The organism is Roseicyclus sp. (genome assembly GCF_018402035.1).
In the GTDB taxonomy this organism is placed as follows: Bacteria; Pseudomonadota; Alphaproteobacteria; order Rhodobacterales; family Rhodobacteraceae; genus Roseicyclus.
Map to the genome: position 1 here is coordinate 60374 of NZ_JAGYJN010000004.1, position 26312 is coordinate 86685.

Sequence of the window (26312 nt, forward strand, 5' to 3'; positions counted from 1 at the left end):
GACAGACGAAACTGACGGGGCATGCCATGAAGATCGCGAGTTTCAACATCAACGGGATCAAGGCGCGCTTTGAAGCGCTCAGCGCATGGCTGGATGAATTCAAGCCTGACGTCGCGCTTTTGCAAGAAATCAAATCCGTCGATGAGGGTTTTCCCCGAGAACATTTTGAGGATATGGGCTACCGCGTCGAAACCCACGGCCAAAAGGGCTTCAACGGGGTAGCGATCTTGTCGCGCTTGCCCCTAGAGGATGTGACCCGCGGCCTGCCGGGTGATGCAAGCGACGAACAGGCCCGCTGGATCGAAGCGACCGTGATTGGCGCGCGCGCGGTGCGCATCTGTGGCCTCTACCTGCCCAATGGCAACCCGGCGCCGGGGCCGAAATACGACTATAAGCTTGCATGGATGGCCCGGATGGAGGCGCATGCGCGCAGCCTTTTGGCGCAAGAGATGCCCTTAGTCCTTGCGGGCGATTACAATGTTATCCCACAAGACGCCGACGCCGCCCGCCCCGAGGTTTGGCGCGAGGATGCACTCGCCTTGCCGCAAAGCCGCGCGGCCTTTCGCCGGTTGCTCAACCTTGGCTTTACCGATGCGATCCGCGCGCGCATGCCCCAGCCCGGGCTTTACAGCTTTTGGGATTATCAGGCGGGTGCTTGGGAAAAGAACAACGGCATCCGCATCGATCATCTGCTGCTCAGCCCACAGGCCGCAGATTTGCTCATTGATTGCGGCATCGACAAGGCCGTGCGTGCGGGCGAAAAACCCTCCGATCACGTGCCCGTCTGGATCGAGCTCGACGCCTGAACCATCAACGGTCCGTGCAATCAGCTTTGGTCGCGCGGCGGTGTGCTCTGCGACAGCATACGCCGCGCCTCGGGGAAACTGGTGTTTTCCCCTGCGAAAAACGAGAGTATTTCGCCCCCTTCCCATCATCGCGACCTTGCGGCGCGGGCATTGCATCACGCCGGATGACGCCAATATTTTTTTGACCTCGCCGCAACGGGCCTGCTCACGTAACATCACCGTCACATATGCGGGTTAATTGCCACCCACGGGCTGGTCGCGAGGGCCAGCTTTTCATTTCCTGACCGATACACGCGCCGGGCGACCGGGCGGAGGAGATTTAGATGACATTCAGCAAGATTGCAGCAGCAGGCACCGTCAGCTTGCTCGCCTTGGTCAGCGCCGCACAGGCCCAGACCCAGATCGATTGGTGGCACGCCATGGGTGGCGAGCTTGGCGAAAAGACCGAAGCGCTGGCCACCGCCTTCAACGCGGCCCAAAGCGAATTCGTCGTAGTTCCCAGCTATCGTGGCTCCTACACCGAGACGATGACCGGCGCGATCGCGGCCTTCCGCGCAGGCGAGCAGCCCGATATCGTGCAGGTGTTTGAAGTTGGCACCGGCACCATGATGGCCGCCGAAGGCGCCATCGTTCCCGTCTACCAGCTGATGGCTGATGCCGGCGCGGAATTCGACCCCTCGGCCTTCCTGCCCGCCGTCGTCGGTTACTACACCGACCCCGAAGGCAACATGTTGTCGATGCCCTTTAACTCATCGACGCCGATCATGTACTACAACAAGAACGTCTTTGCTGCCGCTGGCCTCGACCCCGAGCAGGCACCGCGCACTTGGGCGGATGTGGAAGCGTTCTCGCGCCAGATCATGGCGTCGGGTGCGGCTGAATGTGGCTTCACCACCGGTTGGGTGAGCTGGGTGCAGCTCGAGAATTTCTCGGCTTGGCACAATCAGCAGATCGGCACGCTGGAGAACGGCTTTGGCGGTCTTGAGACCGAGCTGACCTTCAACGGCCCGGTGCAGGTGCGTCATTGGGAAAACCTCGCCCGCTGGCAGCAAGAGGGCGTGTTCCAGTATGGCGGCCCCGGCGGCGGTGCTGATGCCCCCCCGATGTTCTATTCGCAAAAGTGCGGCATGTATATGAACTCCTCTGCCTCGCGCGCCGGCGTTCTGAACAACACCCCCGATTTCGAAGTCGGCATCGGCATGCTGCCCTATTACGATGATGTTGCAGGTGCACCGCAGAACTCGATCATCGGTGGCGCGACCTTGTGGGTTCTCGCTGGCGGCAGTGCCGAAGAACAGCGCGGCGTGGCCGCCTTCTTCAACTTCCTCTCCTCGCCCGAAGTTCAGGCCCAGTGGCACCAGGACACCGGCTATCTGCCGATCACGCAGGCCGCCTATGAGCTGAGCGAAGCGCAGGGCTATTATGCCGCCAACCCCGGCGCCGACACCTCGATCATGCAAATGACGCTGAACGCGCCGACCTCCAACTCCAAGGGTCTGCGTTTTGGCAACTACGTGCAGATCCGTGGTGTGATCGACGAAGAGTTCCAGCGCCTTTTGGCAGGGAGCGTCGATGCACAAGGCGCGCTTGATGCGGTCGTGGCACGCGGCAACGCGCTGATCCGCGAATTCGAAGCAGCCAACTGATCGGTAACACATCTTGGCCCGCGCCGCCCTCACGGTGGCGCGGGCCTTTCTTGCCACGGGGGCGGCATGCAGACCAAACGGACGATTTTCGGCAACAAAGGGCTGCCCTATCTTTTGCTGGCCCCCCAGCTTGTCATTACCGCGATCTTCTTTCTTTGGCCCGCAGGGCAAGCGGTGCGCCAATCCTTTTTGCGCGAAGATGCCTTTGGCCTGTCGACGACCTTCGTGGGCCTGCGCAACTACCGCGCGCTGTTTGACAATCCCGAATATCTCGACGCGTTGCAGGTGACGGTCGTGTTTTCGATTGCCACGGTCGTTTTGTCGCTTAGCATCGCGCTTGTGCTGGCGCTGGCCGTTGACCGGATGCTGCGCAGCGCCGGCACCTATACCACGCTGTTGATCTGGCCCTATGCGGTGGCACCCGCTGTGGCGGGCATCTTGTGGTGGTTCATCTTCAACCCCGCCATCGGCATCCTGCCCTTCGTGCTGGAACAGACGATGGGCTATGATTGGAACCACAACCTGAACGGGCGCGACGCGATGATCTTGGTCATCATTGCTGCCGTGTGGAAGCAGATCAGCTATAATTTCTTGTTCTTCTTGGCGGGGCTGCAATCCATCCCCACCAGCCTGCGCGAGGCCGCCGCCATCGATGGCGCGGGGCCATTCAAGCGCTTTTGGACAATCACCTTGCCGCTCTTGTCGCCCACGACCTTTTTCCTTTTGGTGGTCAATGTCGTGTTCACGCTGTTTGACACCTTCGCCATCATCGACGCCACAACCGGCGGCGGCCCAGCGCAGGCGACCAATATCTTGGTCTACAAGGTTTATGACGATGGTTTCGTCGGTCTGAACCTCGGCTCATCAGCGGCGCAATCGGTGATCTTGATGATGATCGTGATGGTGCTGACCTTCATCCAGTTCCGCTATGTGGAACGCAAGGTCACTTACTAAGGGGGCACAGGACATGGTCGAGAACCAACGTTGGCTTGATATTTTCGCGCATGTGATCTTGATCCTTGGCGTGGCAACCGTGGCGTTCCCGGTCTATGTCGCGGTCATCGCCTCGACCCATACGCCTGCGGCTTTCATGTCCGGCACCATCCCGCTGTTGCCCAGCACCCATGCACCGGCAAGCTATGGCGATGTTCTAGCCGGGGGTGTGGCGGCACAGATGTCGGTCCCGATCAGCTTGATGCTGTTCAACTCCATGGTGATGGCCCTTTTGATCGCCACGGGCAAAATCGTGATCTCGATCATCTCGGCCTTTGCCATCGTCTATTTCCGCTTTCCGTTCCGGGTGCTGGCCTTTTGGATCATCTTCATCACCCTGATGCTGCCGGTCGAGGTGCGGATCGTGCCGACATTCGCGGTGATCGCCGATCTGGGCATGCTCAACAGCTATGCGGGGCTGACCGTGCCGCTGATGGCCTCGGCCACGGCGACGTTTTTGTTCCGACAGGTGTTCTTGACCATCCCAGACGAGATGATGGAGGCCGCGCGCATCGACGGGGCGGGGCCGATGAAGTTCTTTCGCGATATCTTGCTGCCCTTGTCGCAGACCAATATCGCGGCGCTCTTCGTGATCTTGTTCATCTATGGCTGGAACCAATATCTCTGGCCGCTGCTGATCACGACCGATAGCGGCTATTACACCATTGTCGCGGGCATCAAGCGCATGGCTGATGTCGTCGATAGCGAACCTTTGTGGAACTACATCATGGCCGTGACGGTGCTGGCCATGCTGCCGCCCGTGGCGGTGGTGATCTTCATGCAGCGGCTTTTCGTCAAAGGCCTTGTGGATAGCGAGAAATAACCATGGCTGAACTGAAACTGCGCAATCTGGGCAAAAGCTATGGCGGCGGCATCCAAGCGGTCGCTGGTGCCTCGGTCGATATCGCGGATGGCGAATTTATCGTGCTGGTCGGCCCCTCGGGCTGTGGCAAATCCACGATCTTGCGGATGATCGCAGGGCTTGAGACCATCACCACGGGCGAGGTCGAGATCGCGGGCCGCGTGGTGAACAAGCTCGAACCGGCTGAGCGTGACATCGCGATGGTGTTTCAGAACTACGCGCTTTATCCGCATATGAGCGTGCGCCGGAACATGGAATACGGGCTGCGCAACCGTGGCACGCCGCGCGATGAAATCGACCGCCGGATCACGGCGGCGGCGGCCACCCTGCAAATCACCGAATACCTCGACCGCAAGCCGCGCGCGCTGTCAGGCGGGCAGCGCCAGCGCGTCGCCATGGGCCGCGCCATCGTGCGCGAACCGGCGGTTTTCTTGTTCGACGAGCCGCTGTCGAACCTTGACGCGAAACTGCGCACGCAGCTGCGCGCGGAGTTGAAAGACCTGCACCGCCGCTTGGGCGCGACCTTTGTCTTTGTGACCCATGATCAGGTTGAAGCGATGAGCTTGGCTGACCGGATCGTGATTATGTCGCAAGGCAAGATCGAGCAGATCGGCACGCCGATGGCGCTTTATGAGCAGCCCGCAAGCCGCTTTGTGGCCGAATTCATCGGCGCGCCGCCGATGAATGTCTTTGACCTCGACACGGCCGCAGGGCAAGCCATCGCGGGTTTGGCCAAAGTGCCGCCGCAAGGCGCACAGGCGGTGGGCGTGCGCCCCGAACAGCTACGCATCGCGCGCGAAGGGGTCGCGGCCCAAGTCATCTTGATCGAGGCGCTGGGGGCTGAAACGCTGGTCCATTGCGCCATAGGTCCGGAACGGCTGATCTTGCGCGATGGGCATGGCAGCCGCCTGAAACTGGGCCAAACGCTTTGCCTCGATGCCGAGGGCGAGGCGGTGGTGTTTTTCGATGCCGCAGGGCGCACCTTGGCGCGGGCCAATGCCCCAGCCCTGAGCGTCGTCGAGTAAAGGCGGGAAAACACCAGTTTTCCCGCGCGAAAAACGCATGTTTTTCGCCCCCTACTCCGCCGTTTTCGACGGCGGCGTGGTCAGTGCGACCCATGCATCATATTGCGACAGGAACACCCGCCCGCTCAGATCATCGAGGAAATGGCTTTTCTTCAACCGATCCGTGACCGGCCCCTTCACCTCGGACATGTGCAAGGTAATGCCCATATCCTTCAGCCGGTGGTTCAACGCCTCAAGCGCCTCGAGCGCTGAGAAATCGATCACATTGACCGCCGAACACATCAGCACCACATGCCGGATCGGCCCATCCTTGCCCACGCGGTCCAGCACGTAATCCTCCAAGAACCGCGCATTGGGGAAATACAGGCTTTCATCGATGCGGATGGTCAGGATGGCCGGGTCAGTCTCGACCTTGTGGCGGTGGATGTTGCGGAAATGCTGGGTGCCGGGCACAAGCCCCACCTCGGCCACATGGGGTTTGGAGGTTTTGTACAGATGCAACAGGATCGACAAGATCACCCCCGCTGACACACCCGTCTCCACCCCAAAGCCCAAGGTGAGCAAAATCGTGGCGGCGACCGCGGCAAAATCGGCCTTGGAGTAAGCCCAAGCAGTTTTCAGGATCGAGAAATCCACCAGCGACAAGACCGCAACGATGATCGTGGCAGCGAGGGTCGCGGTCGGCAGGAAATAGATCAGGGGCGTCAGCGCCACAGCTGCAATCATCAGCCCCACCGCCGTATAGGCCCCGGCGGCCGGGGTTTCGGCACCCGCGTCGTAATTCACCACGGACCGTGCAAACCCGCCCGTCACCGGATAGCCGCCGGTAAAACCCGCGCCGATATTGGCGGCCCCCAGCCCGATCAACTCCTGATTGGGGTCAATGCGTTGGCGCTTCTTGGCGGCAAGCGTTTGCGCGACAGAGACGGATTCGACAAATCCGATCACCGAAATGAGCAGCGCGGGCACGAACAGCGCGACCAGCAGATCGAAATTGAAACCGGGCATTGTTAGCGGCGGCAGCGATTGCGGCACATCGCCCACGATCGACACGCCACGATCTGCCAAGCCCAAGGCCCAGACCGCCAGCGTGCTGACCACCACCACACCGACAGGCCCCGCCTTTTGCAAGATATCGGCAAGTTTCGGCCGTAGCCCCCGACGCAGAAGCAGGGGCTTCAGACCCTTGCGCACCCAGAACAAAACCCCCGTCGCGCTGGCCCCAATGATCAGCGTGATCCAGTTCACCTCACCCAAATTGCCAAAGAGCGACGTCAGCATCTCGGGCAGCGTGTGGCCCGAGCCGGACACGCCCAGAACATGCTTGAGTTGGCTTGCCGCGATCAAGATACCCGCCGCCGTGATGAAACCCGCAATCACTGGATGGCTCAGGAAGTTGGCCAAAAAGCCTAGCTTCAACAGCCCCATCGCCAGCAAGATCGCGCCCGACATCACCGCAAGCGTCAAAGCTGCTATGGCATAGCCCGCCGTTCCCTGTTCGGCCACCTGCCCCACCGCCGCCGCCGTCATCAGCGACACCACCGCAACTGGCCCCACGGCCAGCGCGCGCGAAGTGCCGAAAATCGCATAAAGGATGATCGGCAGGATCGAGGCATAAAGCCCCGCCTCGGGTGGCAGACCGGCCAGCATCGCATAGGCCAGCGATTGCGGGATCAGCATGATCGTCACGATCACGGCGGCCATCATGTCATTTTGCAGCGCGTCGCGCGTGTAATGGCGGCCCCATTCAAGGACGGGAACATATTTGCGCAAGGTCTCGATCATGGCCGGTGGTCTTTTTATCTGGGGCGGTCTGGGTCAGGCCGCCGGGGTTTGGTGGCGTGAGGTGGGGCTAGGCCGCGGAATGATCCTGGCGTGCCTGCGCCAAGGACCACAGCGTGGATGAGCGCATGCCCGAGCGGCAATAGGCCAGCACCGGGCCGGGCAGCGTGTTCAACAGACTGGCAAAACCTGCGGCCTTGTCATCGGTCAGATCGGCACCTGTCACCGGCAGGTAACGCGCTGCAATCCCTGCGGCGCGCGCCGCCTCTTCGATCTGGGCAAAGCTGGGTTGTCCCGGCTCTTCGCCATCAGGGCGGTTGCAGATGATCGCGCGAAAGCCTTGGGCAGCGATCTGGGCAAGCTGGTCTTGGGTGATCTGGCCCGTGACGGACAGATCAGCCGTTAGGGTGCGGATATCCATCACAACACCTCCTTTTGAGTAGAAAACCGTAAGGGATGGGTGGGCGAGGGCATGGCCCCCGCCCCTGCCCGATCAGAGCGCGTTCAGCGGAACCTTGAGAACGGGGCGGCCGTCCTTGTCCTTGGGAATGTCGCCTGCGCGCATATTCACCTGCAAAGACGGGATGATCAGCTTGGGCATATCAAGCTGCGCGTCGCGTTCGGTGCGGAACTTGACAAAGTCATCCTTGGTCTTGCCGCTGCCCACATGGATGTTATGCGCCTTTTCATCGCCCACGGTGGTTTCCCACTGAATATCACGGCCATTGGGGCCGTAGTCGTGGCACATGAACAGCCGCATCTCGTCAGGCAGGCTCAGCACCGTTTGGATGCTGTCATAAAGCGTGCCTGCATCACCGCCGGGGAAATCGGCGCGCGCCGATCCACCATCGGGCATGAACAGCGTGTCACCCACGAAAGCCGCATCGCCCATCACATGGGTCATGCAAGCGGGCGTATGGCCGGGGGTGTAGATCGCAAAAGCGCGCAAGCCCCCGATCTCGTAGCTGTCGCCATCATCGAACAGCTTGTCGAATTGGCTGCCGTCGCGCTGAAACTCGGTGCCTTCGTTGAAGACCTTGCCAAAGGTATCTTGCACCACGGTGATGTTGCGCCCGATGCCGATCTTGCCGCCGAGCTTGGCTTGGATATAGGGCGCGGCCGACAGGTGATCGGCATGGACATGGGTCTCGATCAGCCACTCGACCTTCAGGCCCTTTTCCTCGACATAGGCGATGATCTCATCGGCATTGTCATAGGTGATCCGACCGGCCGCGTAATCGATATCCATCACGCTGTCGACAATAGCGCAGCTGTTGGAGTTTGGGTCCTTCACGACATAAGAGATCGTGTTGGTCGCGGGGTCGAAAAACGGCTCGACCTCGGGACGGACATTCATGTTCACGGGAAAATCGGACATATCAGGCCCTCCGGCTTGGTGGTTTACGATGTTGCCTCAGCTTTGGGCCGAGACAGGTTTTGCAAGAATTTCGCGGCAAAGATGCCGCCAAGAAGGGCTGCGACAAACAAGATCACTTCGATCCGGCCCGTGCCGAGCGCCGGCAGCGCACCACCGGGGCAAAAGCCCGCAATGCCCCAGCCCACGCCAAAGACCGCCGAGCCACCGATCAGCCGCGCGTCAAGATTGCGCGCGGTGGGAAGCACGAAGCGCCCCTCGAACAAGGGACGCGCGCGGCCAAAGACCATGCGGTAGCCCACAGCGGTCACGATCAGCGCGCCGCCCATGACAAAGGCAAGCGAGGGGTCCCATGTGCCCGCGATATCGAAGAAATTGATGACCTTGGCAGGGTTTGCCATGCCCGAGACCACGATACCGGTGCCAAAGACCACACCGACGAGATAAATGATAATCAGCTGCATCAAGATCACCCTGCGAAAACGTGACGGACGAGATAGACGGTCACGGCGGTCGTCGCCATGAAGGTCAGCGTGGCCGCGATCGAGCGGGGCGAAAGCCGCGCCATGCCGCACACGCCATGCCCCGAGGTGCAGCCCGACCCATAGGTCACGCCGATGCCCACGATAAAGCCGCCAATCAGCAGCATGGGGGTGGAGACGGGGACCGTGATTTCGGGCATCTGGCCTGCAACCAGCCAATAGACCGTGGGGCCGGTGACCATGCCCAGCAAGAGCGCGATACGCCAGCTGGCATCTTGCCAAGACGAGGGCGCGAAAATGCCCGCCAAAACGCCCGTGGCCCCCATGACGCGACCAATGGTCAGCATCAGCAAAACCGCAGACAGCCCGATCAGGGCGCCGCCGAAGGCCGAGGTGAGTGGTGTGAATGCTGTTTCGATCATGCGCGCACCCCATGGGTGACGGGCAAGCATAGCTTGTTCATTGCAGTCATTTTGACTGGCTCCTTCCTGTTCGCAAGATCATGCATAGCGATTCGTGTGGGCGCGATCAGTGACCTAGTCACACAAGCCCCTCTCGAGCGTGGAAACAGAGCGGAAAACCCGGGTTTTCCGCGCGGAAAATCTCGAGATTTTCCAGACCGGCCGTCGATGTCAGGTTTCGGCCAAGCCGCGCAACCCATCGCAATCGCGAATCTCGATGACGCCGCGCGATTGCGCGATCCAGCCACGGCGCTGAAACTCGGCCAATTGCCGCGAGATCACCTCGCGCGCTGTACCAAGTTCGGCGGCCAATTGCGCATGGGTGGCCTTGAGCACCCCGGTATCGGCGCGTTCAATGATCTTTTGCGCCAGCCGGATATCCATGCGCCGAAAGGCGATATCCTCGATCACATGGAACAGATCGGTGATGCGCCGCGAATAGGCGCGGAAGACGAAATTGCGAAATTCCTTGGAGGAGGCGACAAGCTCGTCAAAGACGCCGCGCGGAATGGCGGCGGCGACAATCTCGGTCTCGGCGATGCCTTCGGCGGCGTGATCCTCATAGGCCAGCATGCAGGCCGTGGTCAGCACGCAGCTTTCGCCTGCGGTGACGCGGTAAAGCACGACCTCGCGGCCGCTTTCGGCCAATTGCTGCACGCGCACCGTGCCTTGCAAGAGCAACAACAGGTTGTCGGGCGATTTGCCGGGGCCAAAGATGACGCTGTCGGCGGGCAGGCGCACAACATGGCTGCGCGTGGTCAGCACATTGCGCAGGGCTGGCTCAAGCCTGCTGAGGCCATCGAAACGGTCGATCCAATCATCAGTCTTGGCCAGCGCCGTCATGTCCGTGGCTTTCACGCGGGATGATCCTTGGGGTAACGTAACGCCGCGCGGTGCAAATTGCATCCCCTTTGCACGACACCACAGGTCGGCGGCGCGCTCATGCCGCAGCGAAGCGTGCGCGCGCCAAGGGCTTGCGCATCAGCGCGCTTGGCATGGTGACACCGTCCCGCGTGATCTGGGTGCGCGTGATGACGCGCCAGCCTTGCCTGCGAAAAAAGCGTTCGCCCAAAAGGCTTGCCTCTGTTTCCAGATCGCGCAGACCAGCGGAACGGGCACGCCCTTCAAGCATGGCGTAAAGCGTATCGGCCACGCCTTGGCCCATCACCTCAGGGACAACATAGGCGAAATCCACCCAACCCGTGGCGATATCAAGCGTCATAAAGCCCAAAAGTGCGTCGCCGCGTTCGGCCACGATGGTCTGCGCCTCGATCAAGCGGCGACACCAGCCTTCGTCCATCGGGGGGCTAGGCGACCAGGCGTTGCATTGTTCCGCCGAATAATGCCGCCCTGCCCCTTCATGGACCGCGCGGTGATAAATCTTGGCAAGCCCCGGCGCATCGGTCACGCGGCAGGGCCGAAAGGTCAGCCCGTTCATGTACGGGCCGCCGCGGCGAGACCCGCCAGCAAATCGGCGATCAGATCATCGGGGTCTTCCAACCCGACCGATAGGCGGACCAAACCGGGGGTGATGCCAAGCGTCGCCTTTTGCGCATCGGACAACCGCTGGTGGGTGGTGGTGGCAGGATGGGTGATAATCGATTTCGCATCGCCCAGATTGTTCGAGATGATGATCGTCTCAAGTGCGTTGAGACACCGAAACGCCGCCGCTTGCCCGCCTGCGATCTCCATCGCGATCATCGTGCCGCCCTTTTCCATCTGCGACATGGCAAGGCCATGCTGGGGATGGCTGGCCAGACCGGGATAGATGACCCGCGTCAACCCCGCCTGCCCCTCAAGCGCTGTGGCAATGCGCAGCGCGCCTTCGGCCTGTGCGCGACAGCGCAAATCCATCGTCTCAAGCGCCTTGACCATGACCCAAGCGGTAAAGGGCGACATCGCGCCGCCCGTATGCTTCATATAGGGAATGACGGTTTTGTTGATGTAGTCATGGCTGCCCAAGATCACGCCACCCAAACAGCGCCCTTGGCCATCGATATGCTTGGTGGCCGAATAGATCACGACATCCGCGCCCAAGCCCAGCGTGTCTTGGAACACGGGCGTGGCAAAGACATTGTCCACGATCACCAGCGCACCAACCGCATGGGCAAGCTTTGACACGGCGGCGATATCGATGACCTCGAGCGTGGGGTTCGAGATCGACTCGAAAAACACCGCTTTCGTGTCGGGCCGGATTGCGGCCTGCCAGGCGGCCAGATCGGTGCCATCAACAAAGCTGACGGTGACGCCGTAGCGGGTCAGCACCTCTTCGAGGATATAAAGACATGAGCCAAAGAGCGCGCGCGCCGAGACGACATGATCGCCCGCGCGTAGCATCGACACAAGCGCGCCATTGACCGCCGCCATGCCGCTTGCCGTGGCAAAGGCGGCCTCGGCCCCTTCTAGCCCGGCGATGCGTTCCTCGAACATAGCGACCGTGGGATTGCCGTAGCGGGCATAGATATATTCATCGGGGCCGGTTGCAACAAAGCGCGCCTCGGCGGCTTCGGCTGTGTCATAGACAAAGCCTTGGGTGAGAAAGATCGCCTCGCTCACCTCGCCATATTGGCTGCGCTTGGTGCCGCCATGCACGGCGCGGGTGCGGGGTTTCCAATTGGGATTATTCACGCGCGTCATACCCGTTTCCTTTCGCATCGTTTCGAGGCGCAACACCTCGGTTAAGCTGAGGGTCGGGGTGGTGCGGGCAAGCCGAACATCCGCGACCTCTTTAGCGGAATGTTTAACGTGGCCCGCAATCCGGTTCACAAATCGCCACGCGCGAGTGGCTACGCCTTGGCCACGGCGGCGTCAAGCGGGGTTGATTGCGCGCACCCGTCACGGAAATGTCGCGCAGCCTTCATCCAAATGTTGCGGCACAGCCATATCTGGCCCGCAAGGTCTGGCAAGGACGACGGGCATGGGGCTGATTTCCATCACCGCATCCGAAAACGGATGGCGCGATGAGGGCGGGTTGACGGCGGCATTGGTCGCGCTGCCCAAGGGCGGCACGGTTACGATCATGGTGCATGGCTACCGTTTCGCACCGGGCGTCAGCGGCCATGACCCGCATGGCCATATCTTGTCGCATACCCCCGATCCGGGCTGTTGGAAGGCGATCAGCTGGCCGCGCCATCTGCATCTGCACCGCGATAAAACCGGTCTGGGCATCGGCTTTGGCTGGAATGCACGCGGCGCTTTGGGACGGGTCGCGGCACGCGCTTTTGCGATGGGGCGGATTCTGGCCGATCTGATCGCCCATATCCGCAGCCATCGCCGCGATCTGGCCGTCAACCTGATTGCACATTCGCTGGGCGCGCGGGTAGCACTGTGCGCACTGCACAATCTGCGCGCCGGCGATGTTGCACGCCTCGTCCTGTTATCGGGGGCTGAATATTGCAGCCATGCGCGCGCAGCGATGGCCAGCCCCGCAGGGCGCAGCGCGCGGGTGCTTAACGTCGCCAGCGGTGAGAATGCGCTGTTCGATCTGATTTTTCGCCTATCCGTCCCCGCGCCACGCGTGACGGATTGGGCGCTCTCGGCTGGCATGGCCGATCAAGCGGGCTGGAGCGATCTTTTCATCGACCGCGCCCATAGTCGGGCGGCCTTGCAGCGCTTGGGCATCCGTATTCGTCCACCGCAAGGCCCGATCTGTCATTGGTCAACCTATTTGCGACCGGGGCTGTTTCGGCTTTACCGTGCAGTGTTCGACCCGACCGCTGCTGATATCTTGGACAGGCTTGATCATGCGCTTGCCCAAGAAACGCGCCATCTGGACGAAAAACGCCCGCGCTGGGGCCTCTCGCCCTTGTGATCGGGCCGGGTGATCCCGATCTGCGATAAGGGCAATCTGACCCAAGCGGTGCGCGCCATCTTTTTTTCCGCGCGAAAGTTTTCTAACCTGAGGATGATCGCGATGATGCGGGGGATGGGGTGAGTATGCGTTCTGGTTTTCTTCAAGGTGTGTCGTTTTTCGCGTTGATGGTGGTCGTTGTCATGGCCGTCTTCGGCGGCTTTGGGACGCTTTGACATGGCACAGCGGTTTGGCGGAGAGTTCAGCCCAGAGGCACGCAGCGCAAAAGCCGGCTCACCACGCCCCGAACCGGTCAGTTTTCGTGGCCGCAAGCCGATGCGCCACGGTGCCAAGCTAAACCTTCTTTTCGCGCTGGCGCTTTTGCCTTTGTTGAGCGTCTTCTTTCAGCCGCTCATCGCGATGGCCACCGATCTGGTGGGAATGGGCGCGCTGTTGCTATCGGCATGGCTGACCCGCGACGGGGTGCGGGCCGAGGATGCGTTTGCAGAGCGCAAAGTGGCGCGCCGCCCGGCCATCCCGCGCAAGATTTTCGGTGCCGTCTCCATGGCCGCGGGTGTCGGGCTATTGGTGTTCGGCGGGCAATGGGCCGTGCTGCCCGCGTTGCTCAGCGCGCTGATCGCAGGGGCGCTGCATCTGGGCGCTTTTGGGCTTGATCCCCTCCGCGACAAGGGGATGGAGGGTGTCGACCGCATGCAAAGCGACCGGATCGCGCGCAAGATCGACGAGGCCGAAAAGCTGCTTGCGCAGATGCGCGATGCCATCCGCCGCGCGCGCGACAACCAGCTTGAGGACCGGGTCGCGGGATTTTCCGAAACCGTGCGCGGCCTTTTCCGTCAGGTCGAGGCCGATCCGCGCGATCTGGCCGCCGCGCGGCGTTATCTGGGCGTCTATCTCCAAGGCGCGCGCGATGCGACCATGCAATTTGCCGATCTCTACGCCCGCAGCCGCGACGCGGAGGTGCGCGCCGATTACATCGCCTTTCTCGATGATCTCGACACGAATTTCGCCAGCCGGACCACCGCGCTTTTGCGCGATGACCGCACCAATTTCGACATCGAAACCGAGGTGCTGCGCGACCGTCTTAACCGTGAAAACTTGCATAACGAGGGATAAGGACCGACCATGACCACCGAAATTCGCCAACAGGCCGAGGCAACCGCAAAGATGATCGACGAAATCAATGCCGTGGTGCTGCCCGATCCATCGGCTGATTTGATCCCGCTGCCACAGGCCGACGCGCCGACCGCCGAACAAATCCGCGCGCGCATGGCGCAAATCGACATGGGCGATACAAACTCCATCGTCAGCTTTGGCTCGTCCGCACAGGCCGAATTGCAACAGATCAGCCAAGCCATGCTGCAAGGCGTCAAGAACAAGGATGTGGGCCCGGCGGGCGATAGCCTACGCGAGATCGTGGGCACCATCCGGGGCTTTTCGGTCGATGAGCTTGACCCAAACCGCAAGCAAAGCTGGTGGGAGCGCCTTTTTGGCCGCGCCAAACCCCTCCATAATTTCATCGCCAAATACGAACAGGTCCAAGACCAGATCGACCGCATCACCGAGAACCTGCTCCGCCACGAGCATGCGCTGATGAAGGACATCAAATCCCTCGACCTGCTTTATGAAAAGACGCTCGATTTCTACCATGAGCTGGCGCTCTTCATCGCGGCGGGCGAAGAGAAGCTGCGCGAGTTGGATGAAGAGGCAATCCCCACCAAAGCGGCCGAGGTTGATGCCGCACCTGAGGCCGACCAAATCCTCAAGGCGCAAGAATTACGCGATCTGCGCGCCGCGCGCGACGATCTGGAACGCCGCGTCCATGACCTCAAGCTGACGCGGCAGGTGACGATGCAATCGCTGCCCTCGATCCGGCTGGTGCAGGAAAACGACAAATCGCTTGTCACCAAGATCAACTCGACCTTGGTCAACACCGTGCCGCTATGGGAAACCCAGCTGGCCCAAGCGGTCACGATCCAACGCTCGACCGAAGCGGCAAAAGCGGTGCGCGAGGCCTCCGATCTCACCAACGATCTGTTGACCCGCAATGCCGCAAACCTGCGCGACAGCAACCGCATCGTGCGCGAAGAGATGGAGCGCGGGGTGTTCGACATTGAAGCGGTCAAAACCGCCAATGCGGAATTGATCGCCACCATCGAGGAATCCTTGCAGATCGCCGATGAAGGCAAACGCCGCCGTGCCGCCGCCGAAGAGGAGATGAAGAAAATGGAAACCGAATTGCGCGACACGCTCAGCGCCGCCTCGGCGCGTGCCACCCCGCCTGCTGCCGACATCACGCCGGTGGGCTAAGCGAGCATGCGCCAAGCGGCCCGCTCTCTGATCATCTGTGCCGCAGCCTTTGGGCTGTCGGCCTGCATGGTGCAGACCGGGCCGCAAACCCCGCCCACCGCCGATCCGGGCGATGGGGCGGGCTATGTCCAATCGCCCGAAAGCGCGGCACTTGCGCGCTATTACACGACGATCGAGGCGCGACTGGTGGCCGATGGGCTGCTGCGCAGCGATGGTGGGGTGACGGATGCCCCCTACACCGCAGAGACGCTGGCGGCGAATTTCGAGCGGATCGCGCTTTACGACGAGTATATCCTGTCGGGGGGGCGCTTTATCCAGCGCGAAACACCCGCCCAGCTCCGCCGCTGGGAGGTGCCTGTACAGCTACAGGCCCATTTCGGTGCATCGGTCGATGCGCTTCAACAGGCCGAGGATTTATCGATCCTATCGACCTATGCGCGCAGGCTCTCGCGGGCCAGCGGCCATCCCGTGATCACCGTGCCGGAGGGGGGCAATTTCCATGTCCTCTACCTTGATCGCGACGAGCAACGCGCGGCGGGTGATCTATTGCGCCGCCTTTTGCCGGGGATCGGGCAAGAAACCATCAACGAGATCCAGAATATGCCGCGATCGACCTTTTGCGCGGTCTTTGCCTTTTCAGAACATGGTGCGCGCCCCGTCTATCGGACGGCCATCGCGATCATTCGCAGCGAGCATCCCAGCCTTTTGCGCCGCTCTTGCGTGCATGAAGAGGTGGCCCAAGGTCTGGGCCTGCCCAATGACAGTCCGCGCGCGCGCCCCTCGATCTTCAATGACGACGAAGAGTTTTCGCTACTGACGCCCCATGACGAGGCGCTGTTGCGCATTCTTTATGACCCGCGCCTAACACCGGGCCTGACGCCCGAGGCCGCGCGCCCGATGGTGCGTATCATCGCCGAGGAATTGATGGGCGGATCAAGCTGATCGCCCCGTGTAGCATTACGACCGAAATAAGGAGTGCCAGACCGTGCCATTCATGGATTTTCTCAAGGGCCAGTTCATCGATGTCATCGCATGGACCGATGATACCCGCGACACGATGGTTTGGCGGTTCGAGCGTTTTGGCCATGAGATCAAATACGGCGCCAAGCTGACGGTGCGCGAAGGCCAGATGGCCGTTTTCGTCCATGAGGGGCGGCTGGCCGATGTCTTCACCCCCGGTCTCTACATGCTCGAGACCAACAATATGCCGATCATGACCAGCCTGCAGCACTGGGATCACGGCTTTGCCTCGCCCTTCAAATCCGAGATCTATTTCGTTTCGACCGCGCGCTTTACCAATCTCAAATGGGGCACGAAAAACCCCATTATGCTGCGCGATCCCGAGTTTGGGCCAACGCGGCTGCGCGCCTTTGGCACCTATAGCGTCAAGGTGGCCGATGCAGGCCGTTTTATGACCGAGATCGTCGGCACGGATGGCGAGTTCACAACAGATGAGGTCAGCGACCAGATCCGCAATATCATTGTCCAGCAATTCAGCCAGACTGTCGCCTCGGCGGGTATTCCGGTGCTGGATATGGCGGCCAATACAGCCGAATTCGCCAAGCTGGTGGCCGCCCGCATCGCGGGCACGATTGCGGCCTATGGGCTGGAGTTGCCCGAGCTTTATATCGAGAATATCTCGCTGCCTGCCGCCGTGGAAGAGGCGCTTGATCGGCGCACCTCCATGGGGGTGGTGGGTGATTTGTCGAAATACACCCAGTTCCAAACCGCCGAGGCGATGCGGCTGGCAGCCGCCAACCCCGGTGGCGACGGTGGCATGGGGGCGGGTCTTGGCATGGGGATGGGTATGGCGATGGCCCAAGGGCTGGCGCAATCCATGGCCCCCTCCCCGGCCGCTGCCCCCCCGCCGCCGCCGGTCGAGCATGTCTGGCATATCGCCGAGAACGGCCAGACGCGGGGGCCGTTTTCCAAGGCAGCGCTGGGGCGCATGGCCGCCAATGGTGAATTGACCCGCCAAAGCCATGTCTGGACCGCAGGCCAAGATGGCTGGAAACACGCGGGCGATGTAACCGAGCTGGCCCAGCTTTTCACCGTGCTGCCGCCACCGCCGCCCCCCAACTGAAGCATGGGTTTTTGCGGCTTGGTCGCATGCGTATTTTTGGAAAGATGAAGGTTCCATCAGGCGCGCCCGCGCGGATGGTCAGGGACGAGTGGCAATGATCGATCAGCGCGAAATGGCCAAGAGTGAGACACCCCTTTTGGAGGAGGCGCGCTTTCCCTGCCCCAAATGCGGCTCGGACCTGCGCTTTGCACCAAGCGAGGGGCGGCTGATCTGCGATCATTGCGGCCATGCCGCGCCAATCGATACAGGCACCCACGGCCCATGGGCGCGCGAAGCGCCCGCGCTGATCGAGCTGGATTACGAGACTGCGATTGCCGCCAAACTGCCCCGCGAAGAGATGGAGGAGACGCGCGTCACAGATTGCCCCGGCTGTGGCGCGCAGGTGGCGTTTCAACCCGATATCCATGCCAAGGAATGTCCTTTTTGCGCCACGCCGGTCGTGGCCGATACCGGCACCCATCGCCATATCAAGCCCAAGGGCGTGATCCCCTTTCAACTGACCGAACGGCAGGCGCATCAGGCGATGAATGATTGGTTGGGGCGGCTCTGGTTCGCGCCCAACGGGCTACAGGCCTATGCCCGCAAGGGGCGGCGGATGCAGGGCGTTTATGTCCCCTATTGGACCTATGACGCCGAAACAGCGACGCAATATCGCGGCCAGCGCGGTGATGCCTATTACGTCACCGTGCGCGGCCCCGATGGCAAATCCCGCCAAGAGCGGCGCATCCGCTGGCGGCGCGCCTCGGGGCGGGTTGCGCGCGCCTTTGACGATATCTTGATCCTTGCCTCGCGCTCCCTGCCCAAGCGGTTCACCGACAGGCTTGCGCCTTGGGATTTTACGGGCTTGCGCGGCTATCGCCCCGAATTTCTGTCGGGTTTTCGCGCCGAAGGCTATCAAGTCGCGCTTGACGAAGGCTTTGAGGAGGCCAAGGCCGTGATGGAGGCGCAAATTCGCGAGGATATCCGCCGCGATATCGGGGGTGACGCCCAGCGGATCGACCAGATGACGCTGCGCATTGATGATGTCACCTTCAAGCATATCCTCTTGCCCATCTGGGTCGCGGCCTACAAGTATCGCGGCCAGTCTTACCGCTTTGTCGTCAATGGCCAGACGGGCCGCGTACAGGGTGAGCGGCCTTGGTCGTGGATCAAGATCACGCTCGCGGTTTTGGCCGCACTGGTGATCATCGCGCTGGCGGGCTACCTTTATGGGGTGATGGAAGACGGCGGCGCATTCAGATAGCGCCGCATGATGGGGGCAAAACCATGCGGGCATTGGTACAGCGCGTGACCGAGGCACAGGTGCGCGTAGCGGGCCAGTTGATCGGCCAGACCGGGCCGGGTCTGTTGATCTTGGTTTGCGCGATGCAGGGCGACACGCAAGACCAAGCCGACGCGCTGGCCGCCAAGATCGCCAAGCTGCGCATTTTCAAAGACGCGGCGGGCAAGATGAACCGCGCGCTTCTCGATACCGGGGGCGGCGCACTGGTGGTCAGCCAGTTCACCTTGGCCGCTGACACGCGCTCGGGCAACCGCCCCGGTTTTTCCACCGCCGCCCCCCCGGATCAGGGCGAGGCGTTGTATCTGCGCTTTGCCACCGCCCTGGCCGCACTTGGCCCAAAGGTAGAGACCGGGCAATTCGGTGCGGATATGGCCGTGCAACTTGTCAATGATGGGCCCGTCACGATATGGCTAGAAAATTAAGCACTTCGCCCAAATAATATGCATAATGACCTCTTCATGGGCTGATGCAGATGCCTTTGTCTGGCCCTTACATTCGGGGTCTGCACCGATGGGTCCAAGCTTTTCACAATGGTTGCAATGAGCGACACGCCAATCTTTTTCGACGAGATGTACCAAGGGGGCGGCGCCCCCCGCGCGCCCTATGCGGGCTATGATGGCTGGTTCCGGGGCGAAGACTTGCGCGATCTGCGCAAGAAATCCGCCGATGCCGAGCGGTTCTTTCGGCGCACCGGTATCACCTTCAACGTCTATGGACAGGCCGAGGCCGATGAACGGCTGATCCCCTTTGATCTGGTGCCGCGTATCATCTCGGGGCGCGAATGGGCGCGGCTAACCCGCGGGATTGAGCAGCGCGTGCGCGCGATCAACGCGTTTTTGCACGACATCTACCACCGCCAAGAGATCTTGCGCGCAGGCCGCGTGCCGGTCGACCTGATCGCCAAGAACGCCGCCTTTCTGCCCCAGATGATCGGGATGGCACCGCCGGGTGGTGTTTATACCCATATCGTCGGCGTCGATCTGGTGCGCACGGGCGAGGATGAGTTCTTCGTGCTGGAGGATAACGCCCGCACCCCATCGGGCGTGTCCTATATGCTCGAAAACCGCGAAACCATGTTGCAGATGTTTCCCGAGCTTTTCACCCGCATCAAGGTGCAGCCGGTGCAAGATTACCCGGTCAATCTGCACCGCTCGCTGGCCGCATCCGCGCCGCGCGATTGCTCGCCTGATTGCACGGTGGCGGTGTTGACGCCGGGCATCCATAATTCCGCCTATTTCGAACATGCATTTCTGGCCGACCAAATGGGTGTCGAACTGGTCGAGGGGCATGATATCCGCATCACGGGTGGCAAGGTGCAGATGCGCACGACCCAAGGCTATAAGCCCATCGATGTGCTTTATCGCCGGGTGGATGATGATTTCCTCGATCCGCTGAATTTCCGCCCTGACAGCCTGTTGGGTGTGCCGGGCGTGATGGATGTCTACCGCGCGGGCGGCATCACCATTGCCAATGCGCCGGGAACGGGCATCGCGGATGACAAGGCGATCTATTCCTACATGCCTGATATTGTTGAGTTCTATACCGGCGAAAAGGCGATTTTGCAAAACGTGCCCACTTGGCGCTGTTCCGAGGCAGATGCGCTGGCCTATGTGCTCGATCACCTGAGCGAGTTGGTGGTCAAAGAGGTGCATGGCTCGGGCGGCTATGGCATGCTGGTCGGGCCTGCGGCGTCAAAGAAAGAGCTGGCGGCGTTTCGGGCCAAGCTGACGGCGAAACCCGCCAATTACATCGCCCAGCCCACGCTTGCGCTGTCGACCGTGCCGATCTTGACGCAAGCAGGCTTGGCCCCGCGCCATGTCGATCTGCGCCCTTACGTGCTGGTGGCCCCCGATAAGATCACCATCACGCCCGGCGGGTTGACGCGGGTGGCGCTGAAAAAAGGTTCCCTCGTGGTGAACTCCAGCCAAGGTGGGGGCACCAAGGATACTTGGGTGCTGGAGGAATAGGGCAATGCTGGGCAAAACCGCAGGTGGCCTGTTTTGGATGTTTCGCTATCTCGAGCGGTCGGAAAACACCGCGCGGTTGATCGAGACGGGGTTTCGTATCGCGCTGACGCGTGCCGATGGCGATGACGACGAATGGACCAGCGTGCTGCAGACGGCGTCCGTGGCGCATCTTTATTTTGAAAAACATGGCCAGATCGAGGCGGCCAAAGCCATCGATTTCATGCTGCGCGATATGGCGAACCCCTCCTCGGTCCTGTCGGCCATCTCGGCGGCGCGCCAAAATGCCCGCCTTGTGCGCACCGCCATCACGCGCGAGGTGTGGGAGGCGGTGAACGACACCTATATGGTTCTGAAACAAGCACTTGCCCGCCCCGTCTCTGCCCGCGATCTGCCCGAGGTCTTGGCGCTGATCCGCCAGCAATCGGCACTGGTGCGCGGTGCGATGCATGGCACGATGCTGCGCAATGATATTTTCGATTTCTGCCGCTTAGGCACATTCTTGGAACGCGCGGACAACACCGCGCGGATCTTGGATGTGAAGTATTACGTGCTTTTACCCTCGATCAGCCAGATCGGCTCAAGCCTTGATAATGTGCAATGGGAGACCATCCTGCGCTCGGTCGCGGGCATGCGCGCCTATCGCTGGATCACCCAAGGCGAAACCAGCCCCATCGGCATCGCGGATTTCTTGATTTTCGACACGCGCATGCCGCGCAGCCTTGCGTTTTCGGTGGGCAAGATCGCGACGAACCTCGCCTATCTGGAACAAGCTTACGGCACGCGCCACCCCTGCCACGCAGCGATTGACGGGCTGGCCGGAAGGCTACGCCACGGCAAGATCGAGCGTGTTTTCGAGGATGGTTTGCATGAGTTTATCACCGATTTTCTGGCCGATGTGGCAAAACTTGGCCAGCAGGTCGAAGCCGATTACCGGTTTTTAGGATGACCGCGATGCAGCTGAAGATCCTGCACACCACGACCTATCACTTCGAGAACCCCGTCGCCTACGGGCTGCAACAGCTGCGCTTGGTGCCCCAAAGCCGGACCGGGCAGAATGTGTTGCGCTGGACGATGGAGATCGACGGCGGGCAGGTCGAGACAGAGTTTACCGATCATCACCAAAACCGCGTCACGCTTGTCTCTTTCGACGCGCGCGCCAAGGCCATCGTGCTTCGCTGCGAGGGCGAGGTGGACACCACCGATACTGCGGGCATCACTGGGCGGCATGGCGGCTTTGCGCCCTTATGGTACTTCGAAAGCATTACCGATCTCACCCGGCCCGGCGCAAGGTTGCGCGCCTTGCTGCGTGGGCTCAAGGAAGAAGAGCCCCAAGACCTGCCACGGCTGCATGCGCTTTCGGCGCGTATCAGGGCCGCGATGCCCTATGAGATCGGGCTGACCCAAGCCGAGACGACCGCCGAAGAAGCATTGGAGCATGGCGGCGGGGTGTGCCAAGATCATGCCCATGTCTTTGTCGCCGCTGCACGGGCGATGGGATATCCGGCGCGCTATGTCTCGGGCTATTTGATGATGGATGACCGGGTGCATCAAGATGCCAGCCACGCCTGGGCAGAGGCCTATGTGGATGTGCTGGGCTGGGTCGGCTTTGACATCTCGAACGGGATATCACCCGATCCGCGCTATGTGCGCGTCGCCACGGGCCTTGATTACCGCGAGGCCGCACCCATCAGCGGGCTGCGTTTCGGCGCAGGGGGCGAGGCGATGTCCATCGACATCCAAGTGCAGCAGCAGTAGGACAAGCACGGGGCTTGGGGGTGGGAAAATGACCTATTGCGTGGGGCTAAAGCTGAACCGTGGCGTGGTGTTCATGTCGGACACACGCACCAATGCGGGTGTCGATAATATCAGCGTTTTCAAGAAGATGTTTTTGTGGGAACGCCCCGGTGAACGGGCGATCACCTTGATGACGGCGGGCAATCTGGCGACCACGCAGGCGGTGGTGTCGCTTTTGCACGAGCGCGCGAAACCGGCGGAGGAGCGCGGCCACCCATCGATCTTTGAAGCGCCCTCGATGTTTCAGGTGGCCAAGCTGGTCGGTGAAACCCTGCGCGAGGTGATCGCGGAACAAACCCGCCGCGAAGGGCTACAGGCCGATAGCCCGTTTTCGGCCACGATGATCCTTGGCGGTCAGGTCAAGGGGGGCGAGCCGCGCCTGTTCATGATCTACCCCGAGGGGAACTTCGTCGAAGCGGCCGAGGACACGCCGTTCTTCCAGATCGGCGAGACAAAATACGGCAAGCCCATCTTGGTGCGCGCCTATGATCCGGCGATGAGCTTTGAAGATGCGGTGAAGCTGTTGATGCTGAGCTTTGACAGCACGATTAAAGCAAATCTTTCCGTAGGCTTACCGCTCGATCTTCATCTGTATGCAGCCGATAGCCTTTGCACGGGTGCAGTGCGGCGGATCGCGCGCGATGATCCCTTTTACGAGATGATCTCATCGGGTTGGGGCGAGGCCTTGCGCGCCGCTTTTGACGGTTTGCCCGCCTATTCGCTCGAGAGTTAAGCGGCGCGGGGTGGTGCGAATTTTCGTACGAAAATTCGGGGGGCTCTGCCCCCGCCGCCACAGGCGGCCCCCCGGAGTATTTGGAAAGCAAAGATGGCGCTGGTGGGTCAGGGTTTGCGCGCGTGGCCCGCGACATAGACCTGTGCGATTGCGCGGTCGTCGCCCATCATGATGGTGGGAAAGATGGCCTGCCAGATATCGTCTGCGCGCGCGCTGGCCTGTGCGATTGCGGAAGTAGAGGCAAGGTCGAGCACGACCAGATCGGCCTCATAGCCGGGGGCAAGGCGGCCGATCTTGGTCTCAAGGCGCAGGGATTTTGCACTGCCGCCCGTGGCCAGCCACAACAGTTCGGCCGGATGGAGCGCCGTGCCGCGCAGCTGGGCGATCTCATAAGCGGCGGCCATGGTGCGCAGCATCGAAAAGGACGACCCGCCGCCGGTATCGGTGGCAAGCCCCACCCGAAGCCGGTCACGCAGGCCCATATCGAAAAGCCCAGAGCCGATAAAGCTATTGGAGGTGGGGCAATGGACAAGGGCCGCGCCAACCTCGGCCAGACGGTCGATCTCGCGCGCCTCGAGATGGATGGCATGGCCGTAAAGACCGTTCGGACCCAAAAGCCCATGCGCCTCATAGGTGTCGAGATAGTCGCGCGCTTGCGGGTAGAGGGATTGCACCCAAGCGATCTCGTCTGTTTGTTCGCTCAGATGGGTCTGCATCAGGCAATCGGGGTGTTCGGCCCAAAGCGCGCCAAGGGCCGAAAGCTGCGCCGGTGTCGAGGTGGGCGAGAAACGCGGTGTGATGATATAGGAGAGCCGATCAACACCATGCCATCGGGACAAAAGCGCGCGGCTGTCGTCATAGGCCGATTGGGCCGTGTCGCGCAAGAAAGCGGGTGCCGTGTCGCGATCCATGCAGGTTTTGCCTGCAAGCACCCGCATGCCACGGGCTTGGGCTTCGCTGAAGAAGGCATCGACGCTTTGCGGATGGATTGTGCAATAGCTGGCCACTGTCGTGGTGCCATTGCTGAGCAGGAGATCAAGGTAGCGTGCGGCGATCAGGGCGGCATAGGCAGGATCGGCAAATCGGGCCTCTTCGGGGAAGGTATAGGTATTGAGCCAATCGATCAGGCGTTTGCCCCAGCTGGCGATAATGGCTGTCTGCGGGTAATGGGCATGGGCATCGACGAAACCGGGTAGGATGAGCCCCTCACCATGATCGGTGATTGCGGCGTCGGGATAGGCGGCGCGCAGCGCGCGTGCCGGGCCGATCTGGGCGATGTGGCCCGCGCGGATCAGCACCGCGCCATTGGCTTCATGCTGGGCCGCGCCCAGCCCAACTGCGGCAGGGTCGCCCGCGAAGGTGAGTGTTTGGCCAAGGATTAACCGGTCTGACATGTCGGTCCCTTTGCAATGAAAATCCTTATTTGCCGTGATAGCCGTACGCTGCGTCCTATGTTAGGGGCAAAGCGAAGAGTGTCGAGCAATGGTGAGGGGGTTGAGATGGCGCGCCAAGAAGAGCAACTCCTGCATCGTGACGAAGACGAGATGCGCGATGCCTATGCGCTTGACGAAAGCTTGCGCGGGCAGCTGAAGCAACTGGTCGCCGCAGGCGATGATGCGGCCATCGATGCGCTGATGGCGCCATTGCATGCGGCCGATATCGCCGATCTTTTGGAGCAGGTCTCGGACGCGGAGCGCGCCGCGTGGCTGGCGCTTTGGTCGCGCGGCATCGATGGTGAGGTGCTCTCCGAGCTTGATTTGGGCTTGCGCGAAGAGGTCATCGGCCTGTTGCCGCAAGATGTGCTGGCCGATGCGGTGCGCGAGCTCGACAGCGACGATGTCGTCGATCTGGTCGAGGATCTGGAAGATGACCAGATCGAGGCCATTCTTGATGTGCTGGAACCATCCGACCGTGTCGCGGTGGAACAAGCGCTGGCTTACCCCGAGGAATCGGCGGGCCGCTTGATGCAGCGCGAAGTGGTTCATGCGCCCGAGCATTGGACCGTGGGCGAGATGATCGATTATCTGCGCGCGCGCAAGCTGGAGCTGCCTGAGCAATTCTATCATGTGGTCCTGACCGATCCGCGGATGAAGCCCATGGGCTATGTCACGCTGGGGCGGCTTTTGTCATCGCCGCGCGATACCGCACTAAAGGATGTGACCGAGGATAGTTTTCGCACCATCCCCGCCACCCAGCATGAGGATGACGTCGCTTATGCCTTTAACCAATACCACCTGATTTCGGCGCCTGTTGTCGATGAGGATGGGCGGCTGGTCGGTGTCATCACCATCGACGACGCGATGATCGTGCTTGATGAGGGCGCGCAGGAGGATTTTCTGAAGCTTGCCGGTGTGGGTGAGGAATCAAGCCTGTCGGACCGGGTGATCGAGACGACCAAGCAACGCTTTCCTTGGCTTTTCGTAAACCTGATCACGGCCATCCTTGCCTCGCTGGTGATCGCGCAGTTCGAGGCAGCAATCGCGCAGATCGTGGCCTTGGCGGTCTTGATGCCGATCGTGGCCTCGATGGGGGGCAATGCGGGGACACAATCGCTGACCGTGGCGGTGCGCGCGATTGCCACGCGCGATCTGACAAGGTCAAACCTGATGCGGGTTGTGCTGCGCGAGGCGGCTGTTGGTTTGATCAACGGGATGGTCTTTGCCGCCATGATGGGGCTTGTGGGGTTGATCTGGTTCGGCAGCCTCGCCTTGGGCGGGGTGATTGCTGCGGCGATGGTGATCAACTTGTTGGTGGCGGGGCTGGCGGGTATCTTGATCCCGGTTTTGCTGGACCGGCTGAATATCGATCCGGCCTTGGCCTCGGGGGCTTTTGTGACCACTGTCACCGATGTGGTGGGTTTTCTTGCCTTTTTGGGGCTTGCAGTGGTGTTCTTGCTGTAGGGT

At 61.3% G+C, this 26312-nt stretch carries 26 protein-coding genes and 1 riboswitch; of the genes, 17 read left to right on the plus strand and 9 right to left on the minus strand.

The annotated features are described in order from the left end of the window. The first annotated feature begins 26 nt into the window (after nt 1-26). The 5 genes from xth (at nt 27) to ugpC (ending at nt 5332) form a co-directional block, all read left to right on the plus strand. The gene (gene xth, locus KG698_RS08140) at nt 27-806 is read left to right on the plus strand and encodes an exodeoxyribonuclease III (RefSeq protein WP_213685075.1); all 780 of its coding nucleotides are present in this window, start codon (nt 27-29) and stop codon (nt 804-806) included. 323 nt (nt 807-1129) lie between these two features. Further along, a complete protein-coding gene (ugpB, locus tag KG698_RS08145; RefSeq protein WP_213685076.1) occupies nt 1130-2452 on the plus strand; it encodes a sn-glycerol-3-phosphate ABC transporter substrate-binding protein UgpB in 1323 nt (440 codons plus the stop codon). A gap of 66 nt (nt 2453-2518) precedes the next feature. Further along, nucleotides 2519-3406 carry a sn-glycerol-3-phosphate ABC transporter permease UgpA gene (gene ugpA / locus KG698_RS08150; RefSeq protein ID WP_213685077.1) on the plus strand — a complete coding sequence of 296 codons (888 nt, stop codon included), beginning with the start codon at nt 2519-2521 and terminating at the stop codon, nt 3404-3406. A gap of 13 nt (nt 3407-3419) precedes the next feature. Then, entirely contained in the window at nt 3420-4268 is an 849-nt protein-coding gene (gene ugpE / locus KG698_RS08155; RefSeq protein WP_213685078.1) for a sn-glycerol-3-phosphate ABC transporter permease UgpE, read from the plus strand. A gap of 2 nt (nt 4269-4270) precedes the next feature. Beyond that, nucleotides 4271-5332: a sn-glycerol-3-phosphate ABC transporter ATP-binding protein UgpC gene (gene ugpC, locus KG698_RS08160; RefSeq protein ID WP_213685079.1), complete on the plus strand. Its 1062-nt coding sequence runs from the start codon at nt 4271-4273 to the stop codon at nt 5330-5332. 51 nt (nt 5333-5383) lie between these two features. On the opposite strand, the gene KG698_RS08165 is transcribed toward ugpC, so the two are convergent. The 8 genes from KG698_RS08165 to metZ form a co-directional block, all read right to left on the minus strand. Next, nucleotides 5384-7117 (minus strand): SulP family inorganic anion transporter, encoded by a 1734-nt coding sequence (locus tag KG698_RS08165; protein WP_213685080.1) that lies wholly within the window; start codon nt 7115-7117, stop codon nt 5384-5386. Nucleotides 7118-7184: 67 nt separating this feature from the next. Continuing rightward, complete coding sequence (locus KG698_RS08170; RefSeq protein WP_213685081.1) at nt 7185-7535, minus strand: TIGR01244 family sulfur transferase; 351 nt, start codon at nt 7533-7535, stop codon at nt 7185-7187. 72 nt (nt 7536-7607) lie between these two features. Continuing rightward, nucleotides 7608-8492, minus strand: coding sequence for an MBL fold metallo-hydrolase (locus KG698_RS08175; protein ID WP_213685082.1), 885 nt, complete (start codon nt 8490-8492; stop codon nt 7608-7610). Between the two features lie 23 nt (nt 8493-8515). Beyond that, a complete protein-coding gene (locus KG698_RS08180; RefSeq protein ID WP_213685083.1) occupies nt 8516-8953 on the minus strand; it encodes a DUF6691 family protein in 438 nt (145 codons plus the stop codon). Between the two features lie 5 nt (nt 8954-8958). Then, on the minus strand, nt 8959-9393 hold the full coding sequence (locus KG698_RS08185; protein WP_213685084.1) for a YeeE/YedE family protein: 435 nt from the start codon (nt 9391-9393) through the stop codon (nt 8959-8961). 210 nt (nt 9394-9603) lie between these two features. Continuing rightward, complete coding sequence (locus KG698_RS08190) at nt 9604-10275, minus strand: Crp/Fnr family transcriptional regulator (RefSeq protein WP_213685322.1); 672 nt, start codon at nt 10273-10275, stop codon at nt 9604-9606. A 97-nt stretch (nt 10276-10372) separates the two neighbouring features. Further along, the gene (locus KG698_RS08195) at nt 10373-10870 is read right to left on the minus strand and encodes a GNAT family N-acetyltransferase (RefSeq protein WP_213685085.1); all 498 of its coding nucleotides are present in this window, start codon (nt 10868-10870) and stop codon (nt 10373-10375) included. After that, on the minus strand, nt 10867-12069 hold the full coding sequence (metZ, locus tag KG698_RS08200; protein WP_213685086.1) for an O-succinylhomoserine sulfhydrylase: 1203 nt from the start codon (nt 12067-12069) through the stop codon (nt 10867-10869). The genes KG698_RS08195 and metZ overlap by 4 nt, the downstream gene beginning before the upstream one ends. A gap of 70 nt (nt 12070-12139) precedes the next feature. Beyond that, nucleotides 12140-12218, minus strand: a riboswitch (SAM riboswitch). 131 nt (nt 12219-12349) lie between these two features. On the opposite strand from metZ, the gene KG698_RS08205 reads away from it, so the two are divergent. The 11 genes from KG698_RS08205 to KG698_RS08255 all read left to right on the plus strand — a co-directional run bounded on the left by KG698_RS08205 (nt 12350) and on the right by KG698_RS08255 (nt 23409). Next, nucleotides 12350-13243 carry a DUF726 domain-containing protein gene (locus KG698_RS08205; RefSeq protein ID WP_213685087.1) on the plus strand — a complete coding sequence of 298 codons (894 nt, stop codon included), beginning with the start codon at nt 12350-12352 and terminating at the stop codon, nt 13241-13243. A 216-nt stretch (nt 13244-13459) separates the two neighbouring features. After that, entirely contained in the window at nt 13460-14356 is an 897-nt protein-coding gene (locus KG698_RS08210; protein WP_213685088.1) for a 5-bromo-4-chloroindolyl phosphate hydrolysis family protein, read from the plus strand. A gap of 9 nt (nt 14357-14365) precedes the next feature. Next, the gene (locus KG698_RS08215) at nt 14366-15550 is read left to right on the plus strand and encodes a toxic anion resistance protein (RefSeq protein WP_213685089.1); all 1185 of its coding nucleotides are present in this window, start codon (nt 14366-14368) and stop codon (nt 15548-15550) included. A gap of 6 nt (nt 15551-15556) precedes the next feature. Further along, complete coding sequence (locus tag KG698_RS08220; protein WP_213685090.1) at nt 15557-16492, plus strand: DUF2927 domain-containing protein; 936 nt, start codon at nt 15557-15559, stop codon at nt 16490-16492. A 43-nt stretch (nt 16493-16535) separates the two neighbouring features. Continuing rightward, on the plus strand, nt 16536-17633 hold the full coding sequence (locus KG698_RS08225; RefSeq protein WP_213685091.1) for an SPFH domain-containing protein: 1098 nt from the start codon (nt 16536-16538) through the stop codon (nt 17631-17633). 94 nt (nt 17634-17727) lie between these two features. Next, nucleotides 17728-18876: a TFIIB-type zinc finger domain-containing protein gene (locus KG698_RS08230; RefSeq protein ID WP_300983305.1), complete on the plus strand. Its 1149-nt coding sequence runs from the start codon at nt 17728-17730 to the stop codon at nt 18874-18876. A gap of 23 nt (nt 18877-18899) precedes the next feature. Continuing rightward, the gene (dtd, locus tag KG698_RS08235) at nt 18900-19337 is read left to right on the plus strand and encodes a D-aminoacyl-tRNA deacylase (RefSeq protein ID WP_213685092.1); all 438 of its coding nucleotides are present in this window, start codon (nt 18900-18902) and stop codon (nt 19335-19337) included. A 117-nt stretch (nt 19338-19454) separates the two neighbouring features. Beyond that, nucleotides 19455-20882 carry a circularly permuted type 2 ATP-grasp protein gene (locus KG698_RS08240; RefSeq protein WP_213685093.1) on the plus strand — a complete coding sequence of 476 codons (1428 nt, stop codon included), beginning with the start codon at nt 19455-19457 and terminating at the stop codon, nt 20880-20882. A 4-nt stretch (nt 20883-20886) separates the two neighbouring features. Continuing rightward, a complete protein-coding gene (locus tag KG698_RS08245) occupies nt 20887-21828 on the plus strand; it encodes an alpha-E domain-containing protein (protein ID WP_213685094.1) in 942 nt (313 codons plus the stop codon). A 5-nt stretch (nt 21829-21833) separates the two neighbouring features. Then, complete coding sequence (locus KG698_RS08250; RefSeq protein ID WP_213685095.1) at nt 21834-22637, plus strand: transglutaminase family protein; 804 nt, start codon at nt 21834-21836, stop codon at nt 22635-22637. A gap of 28 nt (nt 22638-22665) precedes the next feature. Continuing rightward, a complete protein-coding gene (locus tag KG698_RS08255; RefSeq protein ID WP_213685096.1) occupies nt 22666-23409 on the plus strand; it encodes a proteasome-type protease in 744 nt (247 codons plus the stop codon). A 107-nt stretch (nt 23410-23516) separates the two neighbouring features. Here KG698_RS08255 and guaD read toward each other — a convergent pair whose 3' ends face one another. Further along, entirely contained in the window at nt 23517-24803 is a 1287-nt protein-coding gene (gene guaD / locus KG698_RS08260; protein WP_213685097.1) for a guanine deaminase, read from the minus strand. A 105-nt stretch (nt 24804-24908) separates the two neighbouring features. Here guaD and mgtE point away from each other — a divergent pair, with 105 nt between their 5' ends. Next, nucleotides 24909-26309 carry a magnesium transporter gene (gene mgtE / locus KG698_RS08265; protein ID WP_213685098.1) on the plus strand — a complete coding sequence of 467 codons (1401 nt, stop codon included), beginning with the start codon at nt 24909-24911 and terminating at the stop codon, nt 26307-26309. Nucleotides 26310-26312: the final 3 nt, after the last annotated feature.